The organism is Streptomyces sp. ME02-8801-2C (assembly GCF_033793965.1).
In the GTDB taxonomy this organism is placed as follows: Bacteria; Actinomycetota; Actinomycetes; order Streptomycetales; family Streptomycetaceae; genus Streptomyces.
In genome coordinates this window covers 515,143-538,230 of the sequence record NZ_JARAXP010000002.1, presented here as the reverse complement: position 1 = coordinate 538,230, position 23,088 = coordinate 515,143, and the positions used below count along the sequence as shown (strand labels likewise).

The 23,088-nt window shown below is 71.2% G+C and carries 20 protein-coding genes and 4 pseudogenes; 9 read left to right on the top strand and 15 right to left on the bottom strand.

Features of this window, described 5'->3' with window-relative positions; translation table 11 throughout:
• Window positions 1-49 precede the first annotated feature (49 nt).
• From PV396_RS07040 to PV396_RS07030, 3 genes and pseudogenes are all read left to right on the top strand, one after another.
• Window positions 50-313, top strand: a pseudogene (locus PV396_RS07040) (pyridoxal-phosphate dependent enzyme); the annotation flags it as partial.
• A 196-nt stretch (window positions 314-509) separates the two neighbouring features.
• Window positions 510-1,355 carry a class I SAM-dependent methyltransferase gene (locus PV396_RS07035; RefSeq protein WP_319201514.1) on the top strand — a complete coding sequence of 282 codons (846 nt, stop codon included), beginning with the start codon at window positions 510-512 and terminating at the stop codon, window positions 1,353-1,355.
• Between the two features lie 11 nt (window positions 1,356-1,366).
• Entirely contained in the window at window positions 1,367-1,729 is a 363-nt protein-coding gene (locus tag PV396_RS07030; protein ID WP_319201512.1) for a cupin domain-containing protein, read from the top strand.
• A 26-nt stretch (window positions 1,730-1,755) separates the two neighbouring features.
• On the opposite strand, the gene PV396_RS07025 is transcribed toward PV396_RS07030, so the two are convergent.
• Complete coding sequence (locus PV396_RS07025; RefSeq protein WP_319201510.1) at window positions 1,756-2,457, bottom strand: PE-PGRS family protein; 702 nt, start codon at window positions 2,455-2,457, stop codon at window positions 1,756-1,758.
• A gap of 167 nt (window positions 2,458-2,624) precedes the next feature.
• Here PV396_RS07025 and PV396_RS07020 point away from each other — a divergent pair, with 167 nt between their 5' ends.
• On the top strand, window positions 2,625-3,206 hold the full coding sequence (locus PV396_RS07020) for a hypothetical protein (RefSeq protein ID WP_319202343.1): 582 nt from the start codon (window positions 2,625-2,627) through the stop codon (window positions 3,204-3,206).
• 113 nt (window positions 3,207-3,319) lie between these two features.
• Here the strand turns inward: PV396_RS07020 and PV396_RS45035 are convergent.
• From PV396_RS45035 to PV396_RS07010, 3 genes and pseudogenes are all read right to left on the bottom strand, one after another.
• A pseudogene (locus PV396_RS45035) lies at window positions 3,320-3,445 on the bottom strand (type I glyceraldehyde-3-phosphate dehydrogenase); the annotation flags it as partial.
• A 161-nt stretch (window positions 3,446-3,606) separates the two neighbouring features.
• Window positions 3,607-3,891 carry a glyceraldehyde 3-phosphate dehydrogenase NAD-binding domain-containing protein gene (locus PV396_RS45030; protein ID WP_416071349.1) on the bottom strand — a complete coding sequence of 95 codons (285 nt, stop codon included), beginning with the start codon at window positions 3,889-3,891 and terminating at the stop codon, window positions 3,607-3,609.
• 198 nt (window positions 3,892-4,089) lie between these two features.
• Window positions 4,090-4,782, bottom strand: a complete 693-nt coding sequence (locus PV396_RS07010; protein WP_319201508.1) for a response regulator transcription factor — start codon at window positions 4,780-4,782, stop codon at window positions 4,090-4,092.
• 586 nt (window positions 4,783-5,368) lie between these two features.
• Here PV396_RS07010 and adhP point away from each other — a divergent pair.
• Together adhP and ppdK are read left to right on the top strand one after the other, a co-directional pair.
• A complete protein-coding gene (adhP, locus tag PV396_RS07005; protein ID WP_319201506.1) occupies window positions 5,369-6,379 on the top strand; it encodes an alcohol dehydrogenase AdhP in 1,011 nt (336 codons plus the stop codon).
• 105 nt (window positions 6,380-6,484) lie between these two features.
• Complete coding sequence (gene ppdK, locus PV396_RS07000) at window positions 6,485-9,184, top strand: pyruvate, phosphate dikinase (protein ID WP_319201504.1); 2,700 nt, start codon at window positions 6,485-6,487, stop codon at window positions 9,182-9,184.
• Window positions 9,185-9,452: 268 nt separating this feature from the next.
• On the opposite strand, the gene PV396_RS06995 is transcribed toward ppdK, so the two are convergent.
• The 7 genes from PV396_RS06995 to PV396_RS06965 form a co-directional block, all read right to left on the bottom strand.
• Window positions 9,453-9,635 carry a hypothetical protein gene (locus tag PV396_RS06995; protein ID WP_319201502.1) on the bottom strand — a complete coding sequence of 61 codons (183 nt, stop codon included), beginning with the start codon at window positions 9,633-9,635 and terminating at the stop codon, window positions 9,453-9,455.
• 143 nt (window positions 9,636-9,778) lie between these two features.
• Window positions 9,779-10,525, bottom strand: a complete 747-nt coding sequence (gene pflA / locus PV396_RS06990) for a pyruvate formate-lyase-activating protein (RefSeq protein ID WP_319201500.1) — start codon at window positions 10,523-10,525, stop codon at window positions 9,779-9,781.
• Window positions 10,522-12,783, bottom strand: coding sequence for a formate C-acetyltransferase (gene pflB, locus PV396_RS06985; protein ID WP_319201498.1), 2,262 nt, complete (start codon window positions 12,781-12,783; stop codon window positions 10,522-10,524). The genes pflA and pflB overlap by 4 nt, the downstream gene beginning before the upstream one ends.
• 230 nt (window positions 12,784-13,013) lie before the next feature.
• The gene (locus tag PV396_RS06980) at window positions 13,014-13,637 is read right to left on the bottom strand and encodes a DoxX family membrane protein (RefSeq protein ID WP_319201496.1); all 624 of its coding nucleotides are present in this window, start codon (window positions 13,635-13,637) and stop codon (window positions 13,014-13,016) included.
• 340 nt (window positions 13,638-13,977) lie between these two features.
• A complete protein-coding gene (locus PV396_RS06975) occupies window positions 13,978-16,362 on the bottom strand; it encodes a phosphoketolase family protein (protein WP_319202282.1) in 2,385 nt (794 codons plus the stop codon).
• 56 nt (window positions 16,363-16,418) lie between these two features.
• Window positions 16,419-17,318: a universal stress protein gene (locus tag PV396_RS06970; protein WP_319201495.1), complete on the bottom strand. Its 900-nt coding sequence runs from the start codon at window positions 17,316-17,318 to the stop codon at window positions 16,419-16,421.
• Between the two features lie 258 nt (window positions 17,319-17,576).
• Window positions 17,577-18,017: a pyridoxamine 5'-phosphate oxidase family protein gene (locus PV396_RS06965; protein WP_319201493.1), complete on the bottom strand. Its 441-nt coding sequence runs from the start codon at window positions 18,015-18,017 to the stop codon at window positions 17,577-17,579.
• Window positions 18,018-18,224: 207 nt separating this feature from the next.
• Between PV396_RS06965 and PV396_RS06960 the strand changes: the two genes are divergently transcribed.
• Window positions 18,225-18,605 carry an STAS domain-containing protein gene (locus PV396_RS06960; RefSeq protein ID WP_319201491.1) on the top strand — a complete coding sequence of 127 codons (381 nt, stop codon included), beginning with the start codon at window positions 18,225-18,227 and terminating at the stop codon, window positions 18,603-18,605.
• Between the two features lie 16 nt (window positions 18,606-18,621).
• On the opposite strand, the pseudogene PV396_RS06955 reads toward PV396_RS06960, so the two are convergent.
• Both PV396_RS06955 and PV396_RS06950 read right to left on the bottom strand, forming a co-directional pair.
• Window positions 18,622-19,610 (bottom strand): annotated as a pseudogene (locus PV396_RS06955) (Acg family FMN-binding oxidoreductase).
• Window positions 19,611-19,825: 215 nt separating this feature from the next.
• A complete protein-coding gene (locus PV396_RS06950; protein WP_319201489.1) occupies window positions 19,826-20,749 on the bottom strand; it encodes a carbamate kinase in 924 nt (307 codons plus the stop codon).
• Window positions 20,750-21,080: 331 nt separating this feature from the next.
• Here PV396_RS06950 and PV396_RS06945 point away from each other — a divergent pair, with 331 nt between their 5' ends.
• Complete coding sequence (locus PV396_RS06945) at window positions 21,081-21,545, top strand: cyclic nucleotide-binding domain-containing protein (RefSeq protein ID WP_319201487.1); 465 nt, start codon at window positions 21,081-21,083, stop codon at window positions 21,543-21,545.
• Window positions 21,546-21,586: 41 nt separating this feature from the next.
• Window positions 21,587-22,001: pseudogene (locus tag PV396_RS06940) on the top strand (CBS domain-containing protein); the annotation flags it as partial.
• Between the two features lie 144 nt (window positions 22,002-22,145).
• On the opposite strand, the gene PV396_RS06935 reads toward PV396_RS06940, so the two are convergent.
• Together PV396_RS06935 and PV396_RS06930 are read right to left on the bottom strand one after the other, a co-directional pair.
• The gene (locus tag PV396_RS06935) at window positions 22,146-22,427 is read right to left on the bottom strand and encodes an ATP-binding protein (protein ID WP_319202341.1); all 282 of its coding nucleotides are present in this window, start codon (window positions 22,425-22,427) and stop codon (window positions 22,146-22,148) included.
• Between the two features lie 142 nt (window positions 22,428-22,569).
• The gene (locus tag PV396_RS06930) at window positions 22,570-23,073 is read right to left on the bottom strand and encodes a flavodoxin domain-containing protein (protein WP_319201485.1); all 504 of its coding nucleotides are present in this window, start codon (window positions 23,071-23,073) and stop codon (window positions 22,570-22,572) included.
• Window positions 23,074-23,088: the final 15 nt, after the last annotated feature.

Sequence of the window (23,088 nt, the reverse complement as noted above, 5' to 3'; positions counted from 1 at the left end):
AGGGCATGACCGGCGCCGTGGCCCGCGCCACCGAACAACCGCAGGCCAGGTCGACATCCTCGTGGCGGGCGTCGGTACCGGCGGCACCGTCACCGGCGTCGGCCAAGTGCTGAAGGAAAAGAAGCCAGAGGTCACAGTGGTGGCCGTGGAACCGGCCGAGTCGGCCGTCCTGTCCGGCGGCGCCCCCGGCCCGCACCGCATCCAGGCCTCGGCGCCGGCTTCGTCCCGGACGTCCTCGACACCGAGGTCTACGACACCGTGCAGCGCGTCTCCGCACCCCAGGCCCGCGCCGAGGCCCGCCGCCGACCAGTAGGGGTGCCGCGCAGGAGTGCCAGGCCGACCTCTCCGCCTCGTCGCACGAGTTGAGGGGCCTCCGGCCGTGTCGGAGCAGCCTGCCGCGCCTGGCCCACTGGGCCCTCACATCGGGACGTTCGGCCCCCGTACAGCACCGCCACCTCAAGTTAGGTTCACCTAAGTAATACCCGTGCGGCAGAGAGCGAGGCACGACCATGGCATCGACCGGCCAACAGGCCCGGCGGCAGAACACTCCGCTTCCCGGTGACGGACTGGACGCCGCCCGCATGCCCGGCCACTGGCTGTTGGCCCGCCTGGGCAAGCGGGTGCTGCGCCCCGGAGGTGTGGAGCTGACCGGCTGGATGCTGGACACCCTGGGCGTGGATCCGCAGGACCGGGTGGTGGAGCTGGCCGCCGGCCTGGGAGCCACCGCCCGGCTGACGCTCACCCGCCGCCCTGCCGCCTACACCGCGGTCGACCGCGACCCCTCCGCCGTGGCCGCCCTGAGCGCCCTCACCGCCCCCGGCCCGACCGTGATGCGCGCCGTACGGTCGGACGCCGCGGACACCGGGTTGCCGGACGGCGCCGCCAGTGTCGTGTACGGCGAGGCGATGCTGACCATGCAGCACTACCCCGCCAAGCGGCGCATCGTACGGGAAGCACACAGGCTGCTCGACGACTCCACCGGCCGGTACGCCATCCACGAACTGTGCCTGCTGCCCGACGGTCTCGACCCCGCGCTCGCCGACCGGATCGCCGCGGACCTGCAGGACGCCATCCACGTGGGCGCCCGCCCCCTGTCCCCCAGCGACTGGAGCGAGCTCCTCGCCATCGAGAGCTTCACCGTCACCGCCCACAAGACCGCACCGATGGCGCTGCTCGAGCCGCGCCGGCTGATCACCGACGAAGGGCTGATCCCCGCCCTGCGCATGGTCGGCCGTGCCCTGCGCAACCCGGCCGCCCTGCGCCGTGTCCTGCACATGCGCCGCGTCTTCCGACGCCACAGCGCTCACCTCGGCGCGATCAGCCTGGTCGCCGTCCCCACCCCGACCCAAGCCTGAGGAGGCACCCCATGTCCGCCACCATGACCGCCACCATGATCACCGACCTGACCGCAGTACTGACCGTGCCCGAGGACGGCACCCTCAGCCGCGTCCTGTACCGCGACGACCGCCTGCGCGTGGTCGGCTTCGCCTTCGCCGCCGGCCAGGAACTGACCGAGCACACCTCCGCCCTGCCCGTCGTCATCCAGGTCGTCTCCGGCCGCCTCGATCTCGTCCTGGGCGACGAGGAGACCGAGGCGACGCCGGGCAGCTGGATCCACCTGCCCGCACGGCTGCCGCACACCGTGCGCGCCACCGAGCCCAGCGTCATGCTGCTGACCATGCTGCCTGCCCCGGAGCCGTCCGGATCCGGGGTACCTGCCACCGCATGACGCACCCGGCCACGTGCCCAGTCCGGTCAACGCACCAGCGCCGCTGCCACCGTGGACGGCAGCACGTCGCACAGGTCGGTGACCCGGACATGGTCGGCATGGTGGGCGGTGAACTGCGCGACGGAGACCTCCAGGGAGCCGAAGATCTCCTCGAACACCCGGCGCGCGTGCGGGGTGCGATCCAGTGCCCAGGCCGCCGTCGCCCTGGAGGTGCGCAGGAAACGGCCGGGCTCGGGCCCGACGACGAACAGCTCGGCGCGGCGGCCCGTGCGGTCGGCTGCCAGCATGACCAGGTCCTTGAACGTCTGCCGTTTGCGGGTGGCGTCCGCGCCGCGCCATCGCGCCAGTTTGAACTCCGCCACGCGCCGGTCCGTCTCCAGGTCGAAGGGCCGGTGCGGGTCGTTGCCGGCGGCCAGCGAAGGGCGCACGGCTATCTCCTCACCGTCCTCCAGGAGATGCGGCAGCGCCAGCACGATCCCGGCCGCGTGGATGAGGTCGTTCAGCCGGCCGAGGCTCTCGCGAACGGTCAGGGCTGCCACCATCAGTTCGGGGTTGAGGCCCCGGGCTGCGGCCAGGTCACCGACCTCCCTCGCGGGCCTGCTCGCCAGGTCCCGCTCCAGTGAGGCGATGGTGGCGGTCAACGGCTCGGCGCCCAGGAAGTCCGCCAACAGCGCGACAGCTTCACCCAGTTGCGGACCGTCCGCACCATCAGCCTTTACGTCAGTCATGAACGGCATTGTGCCCGGCGGCGCTTCGGCAGTTTGGGCCCGGCCGGTTGTGCGACAGGGCCGGTCGGCCCTCACAGGACGACCCCGTTGGTCTCTGCCGCGATCGCTCGCCGAACCGTCACCGTAGGTGTGATGTTCAGGTCCGTCGTGCCCGGAGGGATGCACGCATGCTGAAAAGGTTTGGCAGGGTGTCGCTCTGGCGCTGGCGGCGCAACCCGCTCAAGCGGCGCTCCGACGTCGCCGAAGCCTGGATCGCCGTGGCCGCAGCGGCGATGCTGCTGCTCCTGGCGCCTGCGGTGGGCGTGGTGATGGCCGGTGTCGGCGAGCGCTCCGCTCTCGATCAGGCACAGGGCCTGCACCGCAGCGCCGCTCACCTCGTCGAGGATGCCGCCGCGACGCCGGCGCGGTTCTCCGGGACGGCAGACGATCATGTGCGGGCGACCGTGCGGTGGACGATGCCCGACGGCTCGCCCAGGACAGGTGAGGCCCCGGTGGCAGCGGGCGGGAAGGCGGGCTCGTCCACCACGGTGTGGCTCGACGACGCGGGCCGCCTCCAGCCCGCCCCGCCCGCCCCCGCCGAGGCCCGCTCCCAGGGGGCCGCCCTCGGCGCCGCCGCCGGGGCCGGCGTGTGCGTGCTGGTGGCGGGTGTCCGGTGGGCCATCCGGGTACGGCTGGAGGTGCGTCGCAGGACACAGTGGGACCGAGCCTGGGCCGAATTCAACGCCAACCGGGGCCACCGGCACGCGTAAGGCCCTTCCGACAGCAGGCCCGAACACGTATCCATCCGGTGTCGCGGTGGGCCGATGAGAGGCCCGTCGGCGGCCTCCCGGAAGGCGGCGTTGACCTCGTCCGCGGTCACGGGCCGCTCCAGGAGGACACTCAGGTCGGTCAGCGAACCGTCTTCGACGGGCACGCGGACGGCGATGCCGTCCTTGTGCGGTCCGTCGAGTACGACCTGGTCCTCGGTGTAGCCGTGGATGGTCGTCATCAACCCCTTGACCAGGCCGAAGTGCTCGTCGAGCACCTGTGCACGACGCGTTGGAGACGACGTGTCGTTCTCCGGGTCGTACGTGCCTTCGTTGGCGCCCATCACCGTGGTGGCGTCGCCCTTGCCCGGCACGGGCAGCAGCACCTTGCGCGCCCCGCCCTTCAGGTGCAGCCCGGCGTCCTCGCGGGGCGGAAGCGGCCGGTGGACTCGATGACGACGTCGACGCCGAGGTCGGCCCAGGCCAGGGCGGCCGGATCACGCTGGGCGGTCACGGCGATGCGGTGGCCGTCGACGGTGATCGAGGTGTCGTCGTGCTCGACGGTGCGGTGCAGCCGGCCGTACGTGGAGTCGTACTCGAGCAGATGGGCCAGCGCGGCAGGTGAGGTGATGTCGTTGATCGCCACGACCTCGACGGCCGTACCGGCCGTGGTCTCCGCGCGCTCCACACGCAGCGCAGGTAGTTGCGTCCGATACGGCCGAAGCCGTCGATGCCTACGCGCACGCTCATGTCCGTCGTCCTCCCGGTCGGTGCCCGGTGGTCTCCGGGCTGCGCCGCCGGCCTGCTCGCCGGGGAGGGAATCGGGCTTGGGCCGTACGGGGTGAGCGGGGGACGTTCGGCCCAAGAGCCCGGCGTGCGCTCGGACTCAGCGGCCTTCCTGCTTGAGCCGGTCCTGGGCCTGGGTGGCGATGACGGCGGCCTGGATGCGCCGCTCCACACCGAGCTTGGCCAGCAGCCGGGAGATGTGGTTCTTGACCGTCTTCTCGGCCAGGTACAGCCGCTGGCCGATCTGGCGGTTGGTCAGGCCCTCGCCGATCAGGGCCAGGATCTCCCGCTCCCGGTCGGTGAGCCCGGGCAGGGCGTCCGGCTTCTCCTCGGGTTGCCGGTCCTGGCGCAGCCGGGCCATCAGCCGGGTGGTGGCACTCGGGTCGAGCAGGGACTGGCCCGCGGCCACCGTGCGTACGGCCGAGACCAGGTCGGAGCCCTGGATCTGCTTCAGTACGTAGCCGGAGGCGCCGGCCATGATCGAGTCGAGCAGGGCCTCCTCGTCGTCGAACGAGGTCAGCATCAGGCAAGCCAGCTCCGGCATGTGCGAGCGGAGCTCGCGGCACACGCTCACTCCGTCGCCGTCGGGCAGGCGGACATCGAGCACCGCCACCTGCGGGCGCAGCGCGGGAACCCGGACGAGGGCCTGCTCGACCGTGCCGGCCTCCCCGACCACGGTGATGTCCGGCTCGTCGTTCAGCAGGTCATGCACCCCGCGTCGTACCACCTCGTGGTCGTCCAGCAGGAAGACCCGGATCGGGTTGCCGGGTCCGGGTCGTTCGCTGTCCGCCATCGGATGCTCCTTGTCCTGCGCCGTCTGATGCCTGTACCGGACTTCGCCCACCGGGCGTAACCGTTCCTTGTCTACCCGAGATCTTGCGTGATTCCGGGCCGAAGGGCCAGGGCCGGTCGGCCCTACTGCCCCGGCACCCCGGCTTCCCACGAGGGACCCGAGCGGATCGCCTACCCGGAGCCGGGCGCTGCCGAACAAGGCTCCGGTCGGCGCCCACGCGGTCGGCCGCGGTCACGTCTCCGGCGTCGTACCGACCACCGCAGGAGCCGGGCTCACGGTGGCCTGCCGCTTGCACCGTCCCGCGTATCACGGCACCGGATGGCCGTGGCCGCCCGGCGGGATCAGCCCGGCAGCCCGGGCGGCAGCGGCCACGGGAGGGGCGCGTCGGCGAGGTCTCCCATCCGAGCTGCACCACGCCGCCCCGCCGGCGGATCCCGCAGCAGCGATCCCCGGACCGATGGGTCGGTTTCCGTGTGGCTCGGGGCCTACCGGCCCCATCCGCAAGGACGTCCAGCACCTGCCCCAGTACCGGCACGCGGCCGACGCTGGAACCGCACCGCGCCGCACCGAGATTGAGGAGCATTCCATGAAGGCAGCAGTCGTCCGGTCCTTCGGCGAGCCGCTGGTGATCGAGGAGCGGCCGGATCCGGAGCCCGGTCCCGGCCAGGTGCGCATCCGCCTGGAGGCGTCCGGGCTGTGCCACACCGACATCCACGCCGCGCACGGCGACTGGCCGGTCAGGCCGACCCCGCCGTTCGTCCCCGGTCACGAGGGCGTCGGCATCGTCGAGGCGCTCGGCGCCGGGGTGAGCCACCTGGAGGTCGGGCAGCGGGTGGCCGTGCCCTGGCTTGGCTGGGCATGCGGGCGGTGCGAGCACTGCCTGTCCGGCTGGGAGACGCTGTGCGAGCAGCAGCAGAACACCGGCTACAGCGTGGACGGCGGGTACGCCGAGAAGATGCTCGCCCCCGCCGACTTCGCCGCTGTGGTCCCCGACGGCATCGACCCCCGCGACGCGGCCCCCCTGACCTGCGCCGGCGTCACCACGTACAAGGCGCTGAAGGTCGCCGGGGTTCGGCCGACCCAGCTGGTAGCCATCTCCGGCGTCGGTGGTCTCGGCCATCTCGCCGTGCAGTACGCGAAGATCGCCGGAGCCACGGTCGCCGCGATCGACATCACCGACGACAAGCTCGAACTCGCCCGCGAGCTCGGCGCGGACATTCTCATCGACGCGCGCAAGGAGGACCCGGCCGAGGTGCTCAGGCGGCACGGCGGCGCCCACGCGGCGATCGCGCTGGCGGTCAACGAGCAGGCGTTCGCCTCCGTGTACGGCGGTCTGCGGCGCGGCGGCAAGCTGGTCATGGTCGCCCTGCCCGCCGACGGCACCATCCAGGTACCGATCTTCGACACCGTCCTGAACGGCACCTCCGTCATCGGCTCGATCGTCGGCACCCGCCAGGACCTGGACGAGGTGTTCCAGCTGCACGCCGCCGGACGCACCAAGGTCATCTACGAGACCCGGCCGCTGGAGACCGTCAACGAGTCCATCGCCGAAGTCCTCGACGGGCAGATCAAGGCACGCATCGTCTTCGAGATGTGACCCCGCCCGCACCCGTCCGCCGCGCCTCGTGCGCCGATCGGGCACGGCGGACGGCCCGGGCCCGGCAATCCCCGGACTTCGACAGCAGGAAGGAAGAGCACCGCCATGGTCCGTTACGTGTACGCGTTCACGGAGGGCGGCCGCGACATGGCCGACCTGCTCGGCGGCAAGGGCGCCAACCTGGCCGAGATGACCCGCATGGGCCTGCCGGTGCCGCCGGGCTTCACCGTCTCCACCGAAGCCTGCCGCGCCTTCCTCGCCACGGGCGCCGAGCCGGACGGTCTGGCCGGCGAGATCTCCGACCGTCTGACCGTCCTGGAGCAGGCCGCGGGACGGCGGCTGGGGCAGCCGGACGACCCGCTGCTGCTGTCCGTCCGCTCCGGTGCCCGCTTCTCCATGCCCGGCATGATGGAGACGATCCTCGACATCGGCCTCACCGACGAGTCCGTGCCGGGCCTGGCGAAGTCCTCCGGGAACGAGCGCTTCGCCTGGGACTCCTACCGACGTCTGGTGCAGATGTTCGGCAGCACCGTGATGGGTGTCGACAGTGCTCTGTTCGAGAACGTCCTGGCCCGGCTCAAGGTCGCCCGCGGCGCGGTGGACGACCTGGGACTGGACGCGGCCGATCTGGCCGCTCTCGTCGAGGCGTACAAGGAACTGATCCGCCAGGAGACGGGCGAGTACTTCCCGCAGAGCCCGGCCGAGCAGCTACGCCGGGCGGTCCTCGCCGTCTTCGAGTCCTGGAACGGCGAACGCGCCCGCCTCTACCGCCGCCGCGAGCACATCCCCGACGACCTGGGCACCGCCGTCAACGTGCAGAGCATGGTCTTCGGCAACCTCGGCCCCACGGCGACATCCGAGGGCGGCGGCAGCGGCGTCGCCTTCACCCGCGACCCGGCCACCGGCCGCCCCGGCCTGTACGGCGACTACCTGCCCGACGCCCAGGGCGAGGACGTCGTCGCCGGCATCCGCAACACCGTCCCACTGGACGAACTGGGCCGCCTGAACCCGGAAGCGTTCACCCAACTACGCGACCACATGGAGACGTTGGAGAATCACTACCGGGACCTGTGCGACATCGAGTTCACCATCGAGCGCGGCCGGCTGTGGATGCTGCAGACCCGGGTCGGCAAGCGCACCGCCGAAGCCGCGTTCGCCCTCGCCGCCGAGCTGGTCGACGAGGGGTTGATCACCTCCGACGAGGGGCTGGCGCGCGTCAGCGGCGACGGACTCGCCCGGCTGATGTTCCCCCGCTTCGACACCACGGCCGTCGGGGCGGCGCTCGCGCATGGCATCCCCGCCTCGCCGGGTGCCGCCGTCGGGGCGGCGGTGTTCGACTCCGCCGAGGCGGTCCGGCGTGCGGCCGCCGGAGAGAAGGTCGTCCTCGTACGCCAGGAGACCACCCCCGACGACCTGCCTGGCATGATCGCCGCCCAGGCGGTGCTGACCAGCCGCGGCGGCAAGACCAGCCACGCGGCAGTGGTCGCCCGCGGAATGGGCAAGGTGTGCGTGTGCGGTGCGGAAGAGATCACCGTGGATGTGCAGGGGCGCCGCTTCAGCGTGGGCGGCACCACCGTGGAGGAGGGCACGGTCCTCTCCGTCGACGGCTCCGAAGGCACCGTCTATCCGGGCGCGGTCCCGTTGGCCGACTCGGCGGTGCTGCAGTACTTCGAGACCGGTGAACGCTCGGACGGGCTGGTCAACGCCGTGGCCCGCGCCATGCAACAGGCCGACGGCGTACGGCGGTTGGGGGTACGGGCCAACGCCGACACCCCCGAGGACGCCGCCCGCGCACGCCGGTTCGGCGCCGAGGGCATCGGCCTGTGCCGCACCGAGCACATGTTCCTCGGCAACCGCCGCCGACTGGTCGAGGCGATGATCCTGGCCCGCACGGACGCCGAACGCGAGCGGGCGCTCGACGCGCTGCTGCCGCTCCAGCGGCACGACTTCGTCGGCATCCTGGAGGCGATGGACGGCCTGCCGGTCACCATCCGCCTCCTCGACCCGCCCCTGCACGAGTTCCTGCCCGACCGCACGGAACTCGCCGTCCGCCTCGCCGCCGCCGAGGCCCACGGCACCCCACCCAGCGCGCACGACGCCGAACTGCTGGACGCCGTGAACCGCATGCACGAGGAGAACCCGATGCTCGGCCTGCGCGGCGTACGCCTGGGCCTGGTGGCACCGGGCCTGGTCGCCATGCAGGTACGGGCCATCGCCGAAGCGGTCGTCGAACGCAAGCGGGCGGGCGGGGACCCGCGGGCGGAGATCATGGTGCCGCTGATCGACACGGTCGAGGAGCTGCGGCTCGTACGCGAGGAAGTGGAGCAGGTGATGGCCGAGGTCTCCGAGGCCACCGGCGTCTGTATCGAGTGCCCGGTCGGCACGATGATCGAGCTGCCCCGGGCCGCGCTCACCGCGGGCCGGATCGCCGAGGAGGCGCAGTTCTTCTCCTTCGGTACGAACGACCTGACGCAGACCACCTGGGGCTTCTCCCGCGACGACGTCGAGGCGGCGTTCTTCTCCGCCTATCTCGACAAGGGCATCTTCAAGGTGTCCCCGTTCGAAACGATCGACCGCGAGGGCGTGGGCCGACTGGTCGAGATCGCTGTCGCCGAGGGCCGCGCGGCCCGGCCCGGGCTGAAGATCGGCGTCTGCGGCGAGCACGGAGGGGACCCGGACTCGGTGCACTTCTTCCACGCTGCGGGGCTCGACTACGTCTCCTGCTCGCCGTTCCGTGTCCCGGTCGCGCGCCTGGAGGCCGGACGGGCCGCGCTCCCGGAGACCGAGGCAAGCGACAGCCGGTGACACGCGGGGCCTCGGATGAAGGCCCGGCGTCGGGTTTGCGGGCCGTCGGCTGCACTCCGACCGGGTACACGGCGATGTGGTCCGCGGCCGAGGCTACGAGGACTGCCGTCGTTCCAGTCCCTCGGGGTTGATAGCCATGACCCCCGGATCCTTCTCATCCCGCACTACGTCGTGCTGTTCTTCCCGTGGATCGCCTTCACCTGTGGTGAGCGGGATCGCGTTCTTCGTCGTCCTGTTCACCGAGCGCTATCCACGCGCCCTGTTCGACTCAGTCGTGCGGGACCACCGCCACCGGCGCGGAGGCGTGCTGGAATGCGGCGTGCGCCACCGGGCCGATGTGGCCGCCGGCCGACGAGCGGCGGTTCTTCCGGCCGACGACGACCCGGGCCGCGTCCCGCGAAGCGTGCACGAGGTGGCGGCCCGCGCCGCCGACGACGGCCTGCTCACGCACCTCGACGCCCGGATGCCACGGCCCGGCCCGCCGTCCAGTCGATGGCGGCGCCGGCGGTACGGCGAGGGCACGCGGAGCGATCCACGCCTGGTGTGTGCAGGCCCTCAGCACGCCGGCCCCCGCGCCGGGTAGCTCCCTGCAGGTCACAGTGCCCGCAGACCGTGCTCCCGGAACTGCTCGCGCACCCGCTCCGTCAGCTCCGGATCCGGCGCGGGTGTGTCGCGCAGGGGGAAGGAGATCCCCAGCGCCTCGTACTTGTGGGCGCCGAGCTTGTGGAAGGGCAGGACGTCCACCCGGTCGACGTTGCCCAGTCCGGCGAGGAACCCGCCGAGCCCGTCGATGGCCGCCGGGTCGTCGGTCCAGCCGGGCACGAGGACGTAGCGGATCCACACCGGGACGCCGAGCCGGTCCAGGCGGGTGGCGAAGTTGAGGGTGGGGGCGAGGTCGCCGCCGGTCAGCTTCCGGTAGGTCCGGACGTCGAAGGACTTGATGTCCAGCAGTACCAGGTCGGTGTCGGCGAGGAGTTCGTCGGTCGCGCGGGTGCCGAGGAAGCCGGAGGTGTCCAGGGCGGTGTGCAGGCCGAGTTCCTTGCAGCGGCGGAAGATCCCGGCCGTGAACGCGGGCTGCAGCAGGGCCTCGCCGCCGGTGAGGGTCACTCCCCCGCCGGCGGTGGTGATGAAGGGCCGGTACTTCTCGATCTCGGCCATCACCTCGTCGACGGTGCTTTGCTTACCGTCGCGCATGTGCCAGGTGTCCGGGTTGGCGCAGTACAGGCAGCGCAGTGGACAGCCGCTGAGGAACAGCACGAACCGGGTCCCGGGACCGTCCACTCCTGTGGACAGGTCCCAGGAGTGGACCCGGCCCGTCACCGGCTCGACCGTGGTGTTCACAGCGCTCCGTGGAAGGTGCGGCTGATCACGTCGAGCTGCTGCTCGCGGGTCAGGCGGACGAAGTTGACGGCATAGCCCGAGACCCGGACCGTCAACTCCGGATACTTCTCCGGGTGTTCCATCGCGTCCTCGAGCATCGCCCGGTCCAGGACATTGACGTTCATGTGGAACCCGCCGGAGGCCATGTAGGCGTCCAGGATGCCGACCAGATGCCCCGCGCGCTCGGCTGGGTCGTGCCCCAGTCCCTCGGGCGTGATGGTCGTGGTCAGTGAGATGCCGTCCCGGGCCTGCTCGTACGGGAGCTTGGCCACGGAGAGGGCCGAGGCGGCCACGCCGTGCCGGTCCCGGCCGTTCATCGGGTTGGCACCGGGCGCGAACGGGGCGCCCGCGCGCCGTCCGTCGGGGGTGTTGCCGGTGTGCTTTCCGTAGACGACGTTGGAGGTGATGGTCAGCACCGACTGGGTGTGCTCGGCGTCCCGGTAGGTGGGGTGCTTGCGCACCTTGGCCATGAACGACTCCACCAGGTCGACGGCGATGCTGTCGGCGCGGTCGTCGTTGTTGCCGTACGCCGGGAACTCCCCCTCGGTCCGGAAGTCGACCGCGAGTCCGGTGGCGTCCCGGAAGACCTTCACGCGCGCGTACTTGACGGCGGACAGGCTGTCCACGGCGACCGACAGGCCGGCGATGCCGCACGCCATGAAGCGGTGCACCGGGTGGTCGTGCAGGGCCATCTCGATGCGCTCGTAGGCGTACTTGTCGTGCATGTAGTGGATGACGTTGAGCGCGTCGACGTACGTGGCCGCGAGCCAGTCGAGCATGTGGTCGTACGCCGCCCGCAGCTGCTCGTAGTCCAGGTATTCGCGGGTCAGCGCGGGCGCCTCGGGGGCGACCTGCTCTCCGGTCATCTCGTCCCGGCCGCCGTTGACCGCGTACAGCAGCGCCTTGGCCAAGTTCACCCGCGCGCCGAAGAACTGCATCTGCTTGCCCACCGCCATCGCGGACACGCAGCAGGCGATCGCCGTGTCGTCCCCGGTGCGCGGACGCATCAAGTCGTCGGACTCGTACTGGATGGCGCTGGTGTCGATGGAGACCTGGGCACAGAACTCCTTGAAGCCTGCGGGCAGCCGCGGCGACCACAGGACGGTCAGGTTGGGCTCGGGGGCGGGGCCGAGGTTGTAGAGCGTCTGCAGGAAGCGGAAGGAGGTGCGGGTGACCAGCGGGCGCCCGTCGGTGCCGATGCCGCCGATGGACTCGGTTACCCAGGTGGGGTCGCCGGAGAAGAGGGCGTCGTACTCGGGGGTGCGCAGGAACCGTACGATCCGCAGCTTGATCACGAAGTCGTCGATCAGCTCCTGGGCGCGGGTCTCGTCGATGGTCCCTTCGTCCAGGTCGCGCTGGAGGTAGACGTCCAGGAAGGTGGAGGTGCGGCCCAGCGACATCGCGGCGCCGTTCTGCTCCTTCACCGCGGCCAGGAAGCCGAGGTAGAGCCATTGGACGGCCTCGTGTGCGGTGGCTGCAGGGCGGGTGACGTCGCAGCCGTACGAGGCCGCCATCTCGGCCAGCTCGCCCAACGCCCGGACCTGCTCGGCCAGTTCCTCGCGGTCGCGGATGACGTCCGGGCTGGACGGCCGCGCGTCCAGCCGGGCCCGCTCGGCCCGCTTGGCCTCGATCAGCCGGTCGGTGCCGTACAGCGCGACGCGACGGTAGTCGCCGATGATCCGGCCGCGGCCGTACGCGTCCGGCAGCCCGGTGATGATGCCGACCTTGCGGGCGGCGCGCATCTCGGGGGTATAGGCGTCGAAGACGCCGTCGTTGTGAGTCTTGCGGTAGGTACTGAAGACGCGGGTGACGAAGGGGTCAGCCTGGTAGCCATACGCCTTCAGCCCGTTCTCCACCATCCGCAGGCCGCCGTTGGGCATGATGGCCCGCCGCAGCGGGGCGTCGGTCTGCAGGCCGACGATCAGCTCGCGGTCCCGGTCGATGAAACCCGGCCGGTGCGAGGTGATCGTGGACGGATTGCCCGGGTCGACGTCCAGGATGCCCATGCGCCGCTCCTCCGGGAACAGCGCGCTGATCTTGTGCCAGACCACGAGGGTGCGCTCGGTCGGGCCGGCCAGGAAACCCGCATCGCCCTGGTAGGGCGTGTAGTTGGCCTGGATGAAGTCGCGCACGTCGACCTGGGCCCGCCAGTGCGTACCGGCGAAGCCCTGCCATGCCTCGGTTGTCGCCCGGGGTCCAGCTGTCACCGTTACCGTCATCGCCGGTCTCTCCCTCGCTCTGCGCGTGAACGTCTGCACTGTCGATCCTCGTCACTCGCGATGCCTGCGGGGAGGGCCTGTCGGCGTACCCCCGGTGCGCCATCCGTCCCTCGCTTGCCGGGCCGTTGGGCCCGGTCAGGCCACGTCTCGCCCCACCGAGCCGGCGGGGGAGCGACCGGGGCACCCCCGCCGACGGGCGGGGGTGCCCCGGTATGACGAGCATGCGGTCCTCAGAGCAGCCAGCGGTTGCGGCTGACGAAGGGCAGTCGCGCCCAGGCCCTGCCCAGACCCCAGGTTGCGCCGGCGCCCGCGGCCGCGAGGGCGATCAGGACGACGGCGTAGACGAGGTGGTAGTCGGCGAACGGGTTGGTCGACATACTCACCGAGCCGTCGGACAGATGCTTGGCCGGCGGCCACTCCGCGATCCACATCAGCGCCATCATGGCGGTGCCGGCCAACGCGGCGAGCCGCAGGCCGATGCCGGCGATCAGGGCAAGGCCGACGCCGAGGAGGCCGAGCATGAACAGCCAGTTGGCCCAGGCGGCCCCGGCCCAGTCGTGGAAGGTGGACTCCATCGGGCCGACGGCGACCGAGCCGAGGAAGCCTTTGGTGGGCGAGCCGCCGTCGATCCAGCCCTTGCCGGAGCCGGTGGCGTAGCCGAAACCGAAGGTCTTGTCGAGGAACGCCCACAGGAAGACGAACCCGGTCAGCAGGCGCAGCCCGGCGAACACGTACGCACGGGTTGCCGTCGCGGCGGCGGTCGTCTCGTCGGTGGAGGTGGGAGCCGTCCCCGCCCTGCGCAGGGACGGGAAGCGGAATCCCGGATGCCGGTGGGGATGGTCGTGCACTGCCATGATGCTCATCCCTTTCGAGGGGTGCGAAGCGCGGAAGGTGGACGACTCTCGTTGCGCCTTCAATGTCCCGCGTCGTCAGCGCCCGGCAGAGGGGCTGCAGGGCCCGGCAGGCGGGCCGAACGGCCCCCTCCTCGGGCCCCGTTGGCATCGATCTGTGCCCGTTCCTGCGGTCGCTGAAGTGATCTGCCGACGGCGCTTGGGCGGTACCGGGTGGTCGAAGGCAACCTCGTGGACCATACGGGCTCGGCGACGCTCCCGGGACCACGAACGGCCGCCGCAGGACGGCGAGTCGCTGCCACGTCACGGCTGAGATCTCTCGATGCCAGGAACGAACAGGCGCTCAGCCGTCCCAGGCCCAGTCGGCGACCTCGGGCAGGTCGGTGCCGTGGACACGGATCCAGTCGTGGTGGCGCAGCCGGGCGTCCTCCATCCGCTGGCGTACGGCTGCGGCGCGCACCGCCAGGCCGGGGACGCGGTCGATGACGTCCATGACCAGGCGGTAGCGGTCGAGGTCGTTGCGGACCACCATGTCGAACGGCGTGGTCGTGGTCCCGATCTCCTTGTAGCCGCGCACGTGCAGGTTCTTGTGGCCGGTGCGGCGGTAGGCGAGACGGTGGATCAGCCACGGGTAGCCGTGGTAGGCGAAGATCACCGGCTTGTCGGGTGTGAAGAGCCCGTCGTACTCGAAGTCGGTCATGCCGTGCGGGTGTTCTTCGCTCGGCATCAGCCGGGCGATGTCGACCACGTTGACAACGCGGACGGCGAGCTCGGGCAGGTGGCGGCGGAGCAGCTGGGCGGCGGCCAGTACCTCGTGTGTGGGCACGTCGCCCGCCGCGGCGAGCACCACGTCCGGCTCGCGGCTGCCGTCCTCGGTACCGGCCCATTCCCAGATCCCGGCGCCGCGCGCGCAGTGGACCTTGGCCTGCTCCATCGTCAGCCAGTCGAAGCAGGGCTGTTTGCCGGCGACGATGACGTTGACGTAGTCGCGGCTGCGCAGCGCGTGATCTGCCACGGACAGCAGCGTGTTGGCATCCGGTGGGAGATAGACCCGTACCGCCTCGGGGCTCTTGTTCATGATGTGATCGACGAAACCGGGATCCTGGTGCGAGAAGCCGTTGTGGTCCTGCCGCCACACGTGCGAGGTCAGCAGGTAGTTGAGGGAGGCGATGGGAGCGCGCCAGGGCAGGCGGCGGGTGACGCGCAGCCACTTGATGTGCTGGTTGACCATGGAGTCGACGATGTGCACGAACGCCTCGTAGCAGGAGAACAGGCCGTGCCGCCCGGTGAGGAGATAGCCCTCCAGCCAGCCCTGGCAGGTGTGTTCGGAGAGGATCTCCATCACCCGGCCGTGCCGGTCGAGGTGTTCGTCCACGTCGAGGGTGCCGGCCTGCCATGCCTTGCCGCTGGCCGCGTAGACGGCCTGGAGGCGGTTGGAGGCGGTCTCGTCGGGGCCGACAAGGCGGAAGTCGCGCCGGTCGGTGGTGGCGCGCATGACGTCTTCCAGCAGGTCCCCGAGGACGCGGGTGGGTTCGTGCAGGGTCGCGCCGGGTTTGTCGACGGAGACCGCGTACCGCTCCAGCGGGGGCAGGGGCAGTTCACGCAGCAGTAGTCCGCCGTTGGCGTGCGGGGTGGCGCCGAGCCTGCGGGCGCCGTCCGGGACGCAGGCCAGGACGTCGGGGACGGGTCGGCCGTACTCGTCGAACAACTCCTCGGGGCGGTACGAGCGCAGCCAATCCTCCAGCTGCCGCAGATGTTCCGGGTTGTCGCGGACAGCGGCCAGGGGAACCTGGTGGGCGCGCCAGGTCCCCTCGACCGGGACACCGTCGACCTCGGCCGGGCCGGTCCAGCCCTTGGGGGTGCGCAGCACGATCACCGGCCAGCGCGGGCGCTCGGTCGCGCCGTCCTCGCGGGCGGCGCGCTGGAAAGCGGCGATGCGGTCCAGGGCGGTGTCCATGGCATTCGCCATCGCGCGGTGGACTGCGGTCGGGTCGTCGCCGGTGACGTGGAGGGGGTCGTGGCCGTAGCCGCGCAGGAGCTCGTCGAGTTCGGATTCGGGGAGCCGGGCGAGCACCGTCGGGTTGGCGATCTTGTAGCCGTTGAGGTGGAGGATCGGCAGGACGGCGCCGTCGTGGACGGGGTCGAGGAACTTGTCGGAGTGCCAGGAGGCGGCCAGGGGGCCGGTCTCCGCCTCGCCGTCGCCGACGACACAGGCGACCAGTAGGCCGGGGTTGTCCAGCGCTGCCCCGTAGGCGTGCGAGAGGGAGTATCCGAGTTCCCCGCCCTCATGGATGGAGCCGGGCGTCTCGGGCGCGACGTGGCTGGGGATGCCGCCGGGGAACGAGAACTGCTTGAACAGCCTCCCCATCCCGGTGGTGTCCCGCGTGATGTCCGGGTAGGTCTCGGTGTACGAGCCCTCCAGCCAGGAGCCCGCGACCACCGCGGGGCCGCCGTGACCGGGGCCCCAGATGCACAGGGCGTCCTGGCCGCGGGCTTTGATGACGCGGTTGAGGTGGGTGTACACGAGGTTCAGCCCGGGCGAGGTGCCCCAGTGACCGAGCAGCCGCGGCTTGACGTGCTCCGGACGCAGCGGCTCGCTCAGCAGGGGGTTCGCCATGAGGTAGATCTGGCCGACGGACAGATAGTTCGCGGCGCGCCAGTGGGCGTCCAGCATCCTCAGCTCGTCGTCGGAGAGCGGGGCAGGCGCCTGCGGCGTGTCAACGGACATCATGGGGTCCCTTCCGGATCGGGGTCGGTCGGAGGTACATGCGGGTCCGTACCTCCTCACCCTTCCCGACCCGCCGGGTACCCGACAGGGCCGACCGGGCCATCCTGGGACCCGGATGCCCGTCGTCCGGTCGTCGGCACCAGCACCACGGGGCAGTGGGAGTGGTGCAACAGGACGTGCGCGACCGGGCCGACCGGTGGACCAAGCCGGCCCGCGCGCCGGCGCGTTCCGATGACCACGACGCCGGCCTCACTCGTGCCCGCCAGCAGGGCGCGGGCCGGGCCGGTGCGGACCGTGCGGCTGTCCACCCCGATCTGGGGATACGCCTCCCTCAGCCGGGCGATGCTGAACCGCGGGACGGCTTCTTCCGCCAGGCCGTACCGAGCCTGGCGCTCCTGGCCGGGGCTCGTCGCGGCTACCAGCGAGGGCAGTTCGGGCGTGGTGTGCCGGTGCGTAGCAGAGTGCAGAACACGCAGCAGAGCTCCGCGCCGCGCCGCCTCCTGGAAGGCATAGGCGGCCGCAGCCTCATCGGCGTCGCTCTCCAGGCCGAGCAGCACCTCGCGCCCCTCGTCACGGGGATGGTCCCCCCGGGCTACCAGCAGCGGACCGCGCACATGCGCGGCCAGGCGCCGGCTCACCGAGCCGGCCAGCAGGCCACTGACCCCGCCGAACCCCCGGGTGCCCACGACGGTGAGGACCGCGTCCTCGCTCTCCCGCGCCAACGCCCGCACCGTGCCGTCCTCCACGGCCCGGGTCTCCACCGGCAGACCGGGACGGCGCTCGTGGACCCGTGCGGCGGCCGACGCCAGAACCGGCCCCGCCTCGTCGCGGTCGGCCACGGCGTAGACGATGCGCAACCCGCTGCCGCGGCGCACCGCTTCCTCGGCGGCCCAGTCCAGGGCCCGTACGGCGACCAGTGAACCGTCCACGCCGACGACCACATGACGGTCAGTCATTGCCCTGTCCCTTCTGTTCCGTTCTGTTCCGTGCGCGGGGTGCTCACCTCCCTGGCGGCGCCGAGGGCGGTGGCGAAGTGCCGCCGGTCGACTGATCGTCGATTCCATGGCGGGTCTACGAAGGATGCTCATCGTTCGCGGACGCTGCGGGCAGAGGCCGACGGAACCCCTCGGCGTGCCGTACGGCCCGTCCCGCAGGGCCGTACGGCCCCGGAGTCCGGCCGGACGAGGGTGAACCTGGAAGGACGAGCGGGACGTTCAGGCGGTGAGGTCCACCCCGTACAGGGTGCGTCCGCCGATGAGTTCACGCCCGGTGACCAGTTCGGGCTCGATGCGGACGAAGACCTCCTGCGGCGCGGGCACCCAGGAGACCGGACCGGTGCGGGCCAGGCGTTCGTGCTCGGCGGGGTCGGTCACCACCGTGGCCGAGCCGGTGACAACGACGCTCCAGCCGGAGTGCCTGGCCGCGTCGACGTCATCGGCCTCGAAGGCGACCACCGCGCCGTCGATCGCGCGGACCAGTTCCGAGGCCGCGGAGGTGCGCAGCAGGACCGCGCCATCGCCGTCCAGGGTGAAATTGACCGGCAGCACGGCGGGCAGGGCCCGGCGTGTGAAGACGATGCGGCCGACGGGCGCCCTGGCCATCAGCCGCAGGCACTCCTGCCGTCCGAGTTCGCGGAATCCGTCATTGGGGTACATCGGCCAGCCTGTCTTTCGCCGGGTACAGCGGGTACGCGTCTTGCCATCCTGAGCCGGGTGAGGCCCGGTGTGAGGGGGCCATCGGTCCCGGCCATGCCGGAGAACGACCCGTGTCACGCCGCGATCGAGCGGGGCAGATTCGTCGATACCGGGCGGTAGGGCCGGCCGGCCCTACCGCCACATCGCCATGCCCTGTTGTCTCGGACCATGTCCGGAATTGACTCCAGGTCCGCGCCGCACCACACGGATCACACCGTCGGTGAAACCACCGTCGTGGAGCTGCGCGGCAAGATCGACATCTTCACCGCGCCGCACCTCGCGGCCCGGCTGGACGCCATGACCGCCGACCCGCACCCCGATCTGGTGCTGGACCTGCGCTCCACGGCCTTCATCGACTGCACCGGCCTGGGTGTCCTGTGCCGGGTACGGAACCGAGCCGAGGCACGGTACGGCCGGTTGCGGCTGGTCACCGACAGCGCCGGCTTCCGGCGGATCCTTCGCGCCGTGGGCCTGGCAGGCGTCTTCGAGCTGCACCCCAGCCTGAGTGAGGCCCTGGCCCGTACGTCGGAGGCCGTCGCCACGAGCTGATGGCCGGACGGGTGTTCTAGCGACTCGGCAGCGTCTCATCGAGTACCGCGATCGGGGCGCGCCGCGGGCTCGCAGGGCCTTCGGGGCCGTAGCCGAGGCGGATGAGCATCTGCACGGGACCGATTCGCCCGGGGGTCGGGCTCAGGGAACGTCGCAGGTCAGGCCACTCCAGCGCCTGGTGCAGCAGGGATGCGCGCAGACCGTGTGCCGTGGCGAGGAGCCACACGTGCTGGAGCGCCTGAGTCGGCGCGGCAGTCGTGCTCGGTGATCAGCACGGCGACGACGGGTGCCGCCTCAAACGGTCGGGCGACCAGCCGCTCGGTGTGCCGCTGCGCGGTGAAGTCCCGCAGGGGAAGGTGTTCGCGGGCGTCCTGGGGTCCGAGCGCCGCCTGCGGCAGTCCCACGTCGGGATTCGGCTTCACGTCCCGGTGCACCCAGCGGTTGCTCTCCGCAGCGCGGTCGGTGTCGACGCGGTTGCGGTGCTCGGCCTCTGCGGTCAGGCGGAGCAGCCGCGCCGTCTCGACGGGGTCGGGGAACCACAGCCGTGCGCCCTCCATGCGGGCGGCTTCACCGAGTTCGTTGCGCAGAGACTGTGGCAGCGGTCGCCCCGAGAACGGCAGACGGCTGCTGTGCCTGCTCCAGATCGCCTCATACAGGTCCGCGCGGTGCCTCATCGGGCGCCGGGCAGCGGACCCGACCAAGCGGACAACGGCGAGCAGGCCAGGGCCCTCCGGTGCGGGCAACAGGCGCCCGACCGGCGACCATCCGGAGTGCGTGATCGCGACCCGGAGATTCAACAGGCACGCCCCCACCGAAAGATGCAGGGCGCGACCTGCCGGGTCCGTGTGCCGCAGGCCGCGTTCAGGGACGGCGCGCACCTGGAACGTGGGCCGACTCGGCCTCCAGGCAAAAGCGCCATGGCTGGGTGTTGTGGATCGAGGGCGCGGCGACCGCGGCCAACACGCAGGTCTCCGGAATCACGGCGTCCAGGGTTGTGGTGTGCATGATGTCCTCCTCACGCGTCGGCGCGGGACACGGGGTAGTCGTCCTACGAGCGTGGGTGTCCGGCCACGGCCCTGTGAGGGGCCGGCAGTCCCGCCGCCATGCCCGGACGGGCCACACCTCACCGAGCGAGCGGCATACACGGGACAACTCCCGCGACTTGAACGGTCCAACACCAGCGGCGAGTTGGCCCCTGCCACGGGCTCGTCGGCGGCATCTCAGCCGACGATCAGGTCAGGACGCACAAGCGTCCCCGACCTCCCGTGAACGATCTCGTACGCCGCGTCGAGGGCACCGATGGCCGCCAGCCCTCCGGTACGTTCGACGAACCGGGCGGCGGCCTCCGCCTTGGGGCCCATGGAGCCGTCGGGGTAGCCTCCGCGGCGCAGATCCTCGGGCGTTGCGTCGAGGACGGGCTGCGCGTCGTGGGTGCCATAGCCGGCGTAGACGCACGGGACGTCGGTGAGGATCAGCAGGAAGTCGGCCTTGAGGTCCTCGGCGAGCAGAGCCGCCGTGAGGTCCTTGTCGACGACCGCCTCCACTCCGTGCAGTGCGCCGGTGTCGTTGTCGGCGGTGACAGGGACACCTCCGCCTCCGGCGCACAGGACCAGGGCGCGGCTTCCCAGTAGGTCGTGGATGGTCTCGATCTCCAGGATCCGTTCGGGCGAGGGTGAGGGGACGACGCGCCTCCAGCCCTTGCCGTCCTTGGCGATGTGCCAGCCGTGTCCGCGGGCGAGGGACTCGGCGGTCTTGCGGGAGTACACCTGGCCGACGAACTTCGTGGGCCGGCCGAAGGCGGGATCGTCGGCCCGTACGAGGGTGTGTGTGACCAGCGCGGCGATCCGGTGCCCTGGCAGCGCGTCGTGCAGTGCGCGGACCAGCAGCGAGCCGATCATGCCCTGTGTCTGGGCGCCGAGCAGGTCCAGCGGATAGGGAGCCCTCAGTGCCGGATCGGCGGCGCTCTCCTCGGCGAGCAGACCGATCTGTGGCCCGTTGCCATGGGTGACGACGATCTCGTGCTCAAGGGCGAGGCCGGCGATCGCCGTGGTCACCCGGTCGATGTTCGCCTGTTGAATATCGGCGTCGGGGTGTTCGCCCCGGTGCAACAGTGCGTTGCCGCCGAGGGCGATGACGATACGCATGGCTTTGTTCCTCCAGGGTGGTTTCCCGGCTCACTGCTCGCTGCGGTACCGGGATCGAGCACGAAAGCGACCGCCGTGGAGACCACCAGAAGAACTGCGAACAGCTTCCAGAAATCGGAGGTCGGTGACGTAGGCACTCTGCACACCCCCATCCACCAAGTCGTCTCTCGTCTCCATCGAACAACCAGAACGGTTCCGGCACAGAGTGCCGATGGACCCGGACGCGGGGCCCGGGCGGCCCGGCCATGGGGCCGGGTGGCCCATCGCCCGGCACAGCACTCGGGCACACGCTGGGAGCAGCAGGTTCGCACGCCCCGACTGGAGGCACGTCATGAACGCTCCCGCCACGGCCGGCATGCTGCAGGCCCTGCCCGCCGAGCACCGGCAGCGGCTGATGCACGTCGCCCGGGAGGTGGCGTTCCCCCAGGGCACCCGCCTCTTCGAGGAGGGCGGCCACGCCGACCGGTTCTGGATCATCCGTACGGGCACCGTCGCCCTCGACATGCACGTGCCCGGCCGCCGGGCCGCCGTCATCGGGACCCTCCGCCACAACGAACTCATCGGCTGGTCCTGGCTGTTCACCCCGCACACCTGGCACCTGGGCGCCGAGGCGACCAGTCCGGTGCGCGCCTACGAGTTCGACGCCACCGCGATCCGATCGATGTGCCAGGACGACCCCGCGCTCGGCGCGAGCGTCGCCCAGTGGGTGGGCGGAGTCCTCGCCCACCGCCTGCACTCGGCACGCACCCGCTTGCTCGACCTGTACGCCCCCTACGGCAGCGGCAGCACCCTGTGACGACGCCGACGAATCGAGACGACAACGCCCGGGGAGGCACGATGCACGGCAGCCCGCACATCGTGAATGACGTGATGACGCACACCGTCGCCGCCATCGGCCGCGGCGCCACCTTCAAAGAGATCGTGCGGATGATGCACGACGGGAAGGTCAGCGCCCTTCCCGTCCTGGAGAGCGAGGGCCGCGTCGCCGGAGTCGTCTCCGAGGCCGACCTGCCGCCCAAGGAGGAGTTCCGCGACAGCGACCCCGACCGCCACACCCAACTGCGGCGCCTGTCCGACCTCACCAAGGCCGGCAGCCTGACCGCCGAGAACCCCCCTGCCGACGTCCCCCGCACGTGTGGCCGTGCGGGAGGGGATCGTGACGATCAGCGGCCGCATCCGAGACACATCACTGGTCCCCGTGGCGGCACGTCTGATCCGCGCCGTTGAGGGAGTCGTGGACGTGGAATTCGAACCTGGCAGCGTGTGCATGTCCCCGCTCGTCGCGCGCTACCTGCGGCCCTCTCCGGGAGACCTGCACCAGGCCGCCGGTGTCCCTTGGCGGTGGAGAGGCACCGGGCCGGAGCCACGGTCGCGTGCTCACTCCGACCGCAGTCGTTCAGTCCCGCGGGCTGACACCGGTAGGACACGGTACGACGGTGGTCACGGTCTTACCCGTGGAGTGGACGTCGACCCGCACGTCCACAAACAGCTCCTGCACGAGATGCCGGCCGAACCCGCCCGGCCTGATGACCTCCAGCGGCAGGCGGCGCGGCGGGACGGTGCCGGCATCGTGGACCGTCACCGCGATCTTTCCTGGCCCGGCCTTCAGCCGGAATCCGGTCAACCCGCCGGCATGCCGCACCTCGTTCGTGAACAGCTCCGACACCACCAGCGGCACCGCGTCCTTGGGGGATGCACCATCACGGCATCCAGCGGCTCGGTCCTGGAGATTCCCACCGACTTCCCCGAGCAGACCGGATCATCGGCGGAGAGAGGGCAAGGGCCCCTCCATGTAGCGATCTCCAAGATCCACGACAGCGTCAGCCACTCATGTGCGTCAGCTCGTCGGCGACGTGCGCCGCCCACGTCTCGATCGCGGTGAAGTCCCGGAAGTCCCCGCCCTTTCCGTTGCGGAGGATCGTCCGTGCGACCCATCCCTTCGCGCCCTCCTCCAGGCAGCCCCCGAAGGTGACGTGCTCCCTGGCGTCGAGCCGGGTCATGGCCTTCTTCACGCCGGGTACGGGCGGGATGTCCCGCTCGGAGGCCGAGGCGTCGAGCGGGCCGCTGCTGAACATCCACAGCGGGCGTCCGGCCAGGGCACGGCTGTGCTGGCGGACGAAGCGGCGGGCGTGCTTCTGCCAGCGCCCGGCGTACACGCCGCCTCCGACCACCACGGCCTCGTACGAGGCCACGCTCGCCACGGACTGGGCGGGCAGTACATCGACCGTCAGTCCGTCCTTGCGCAGGACCTCGGCCACGGCCTCGGCGATCTGCGCGGTGGATCCGTTCGTCGTCCCGTAGGCGACCAACACGCTGCTGGGCATGGCGGTGCGCCTCCT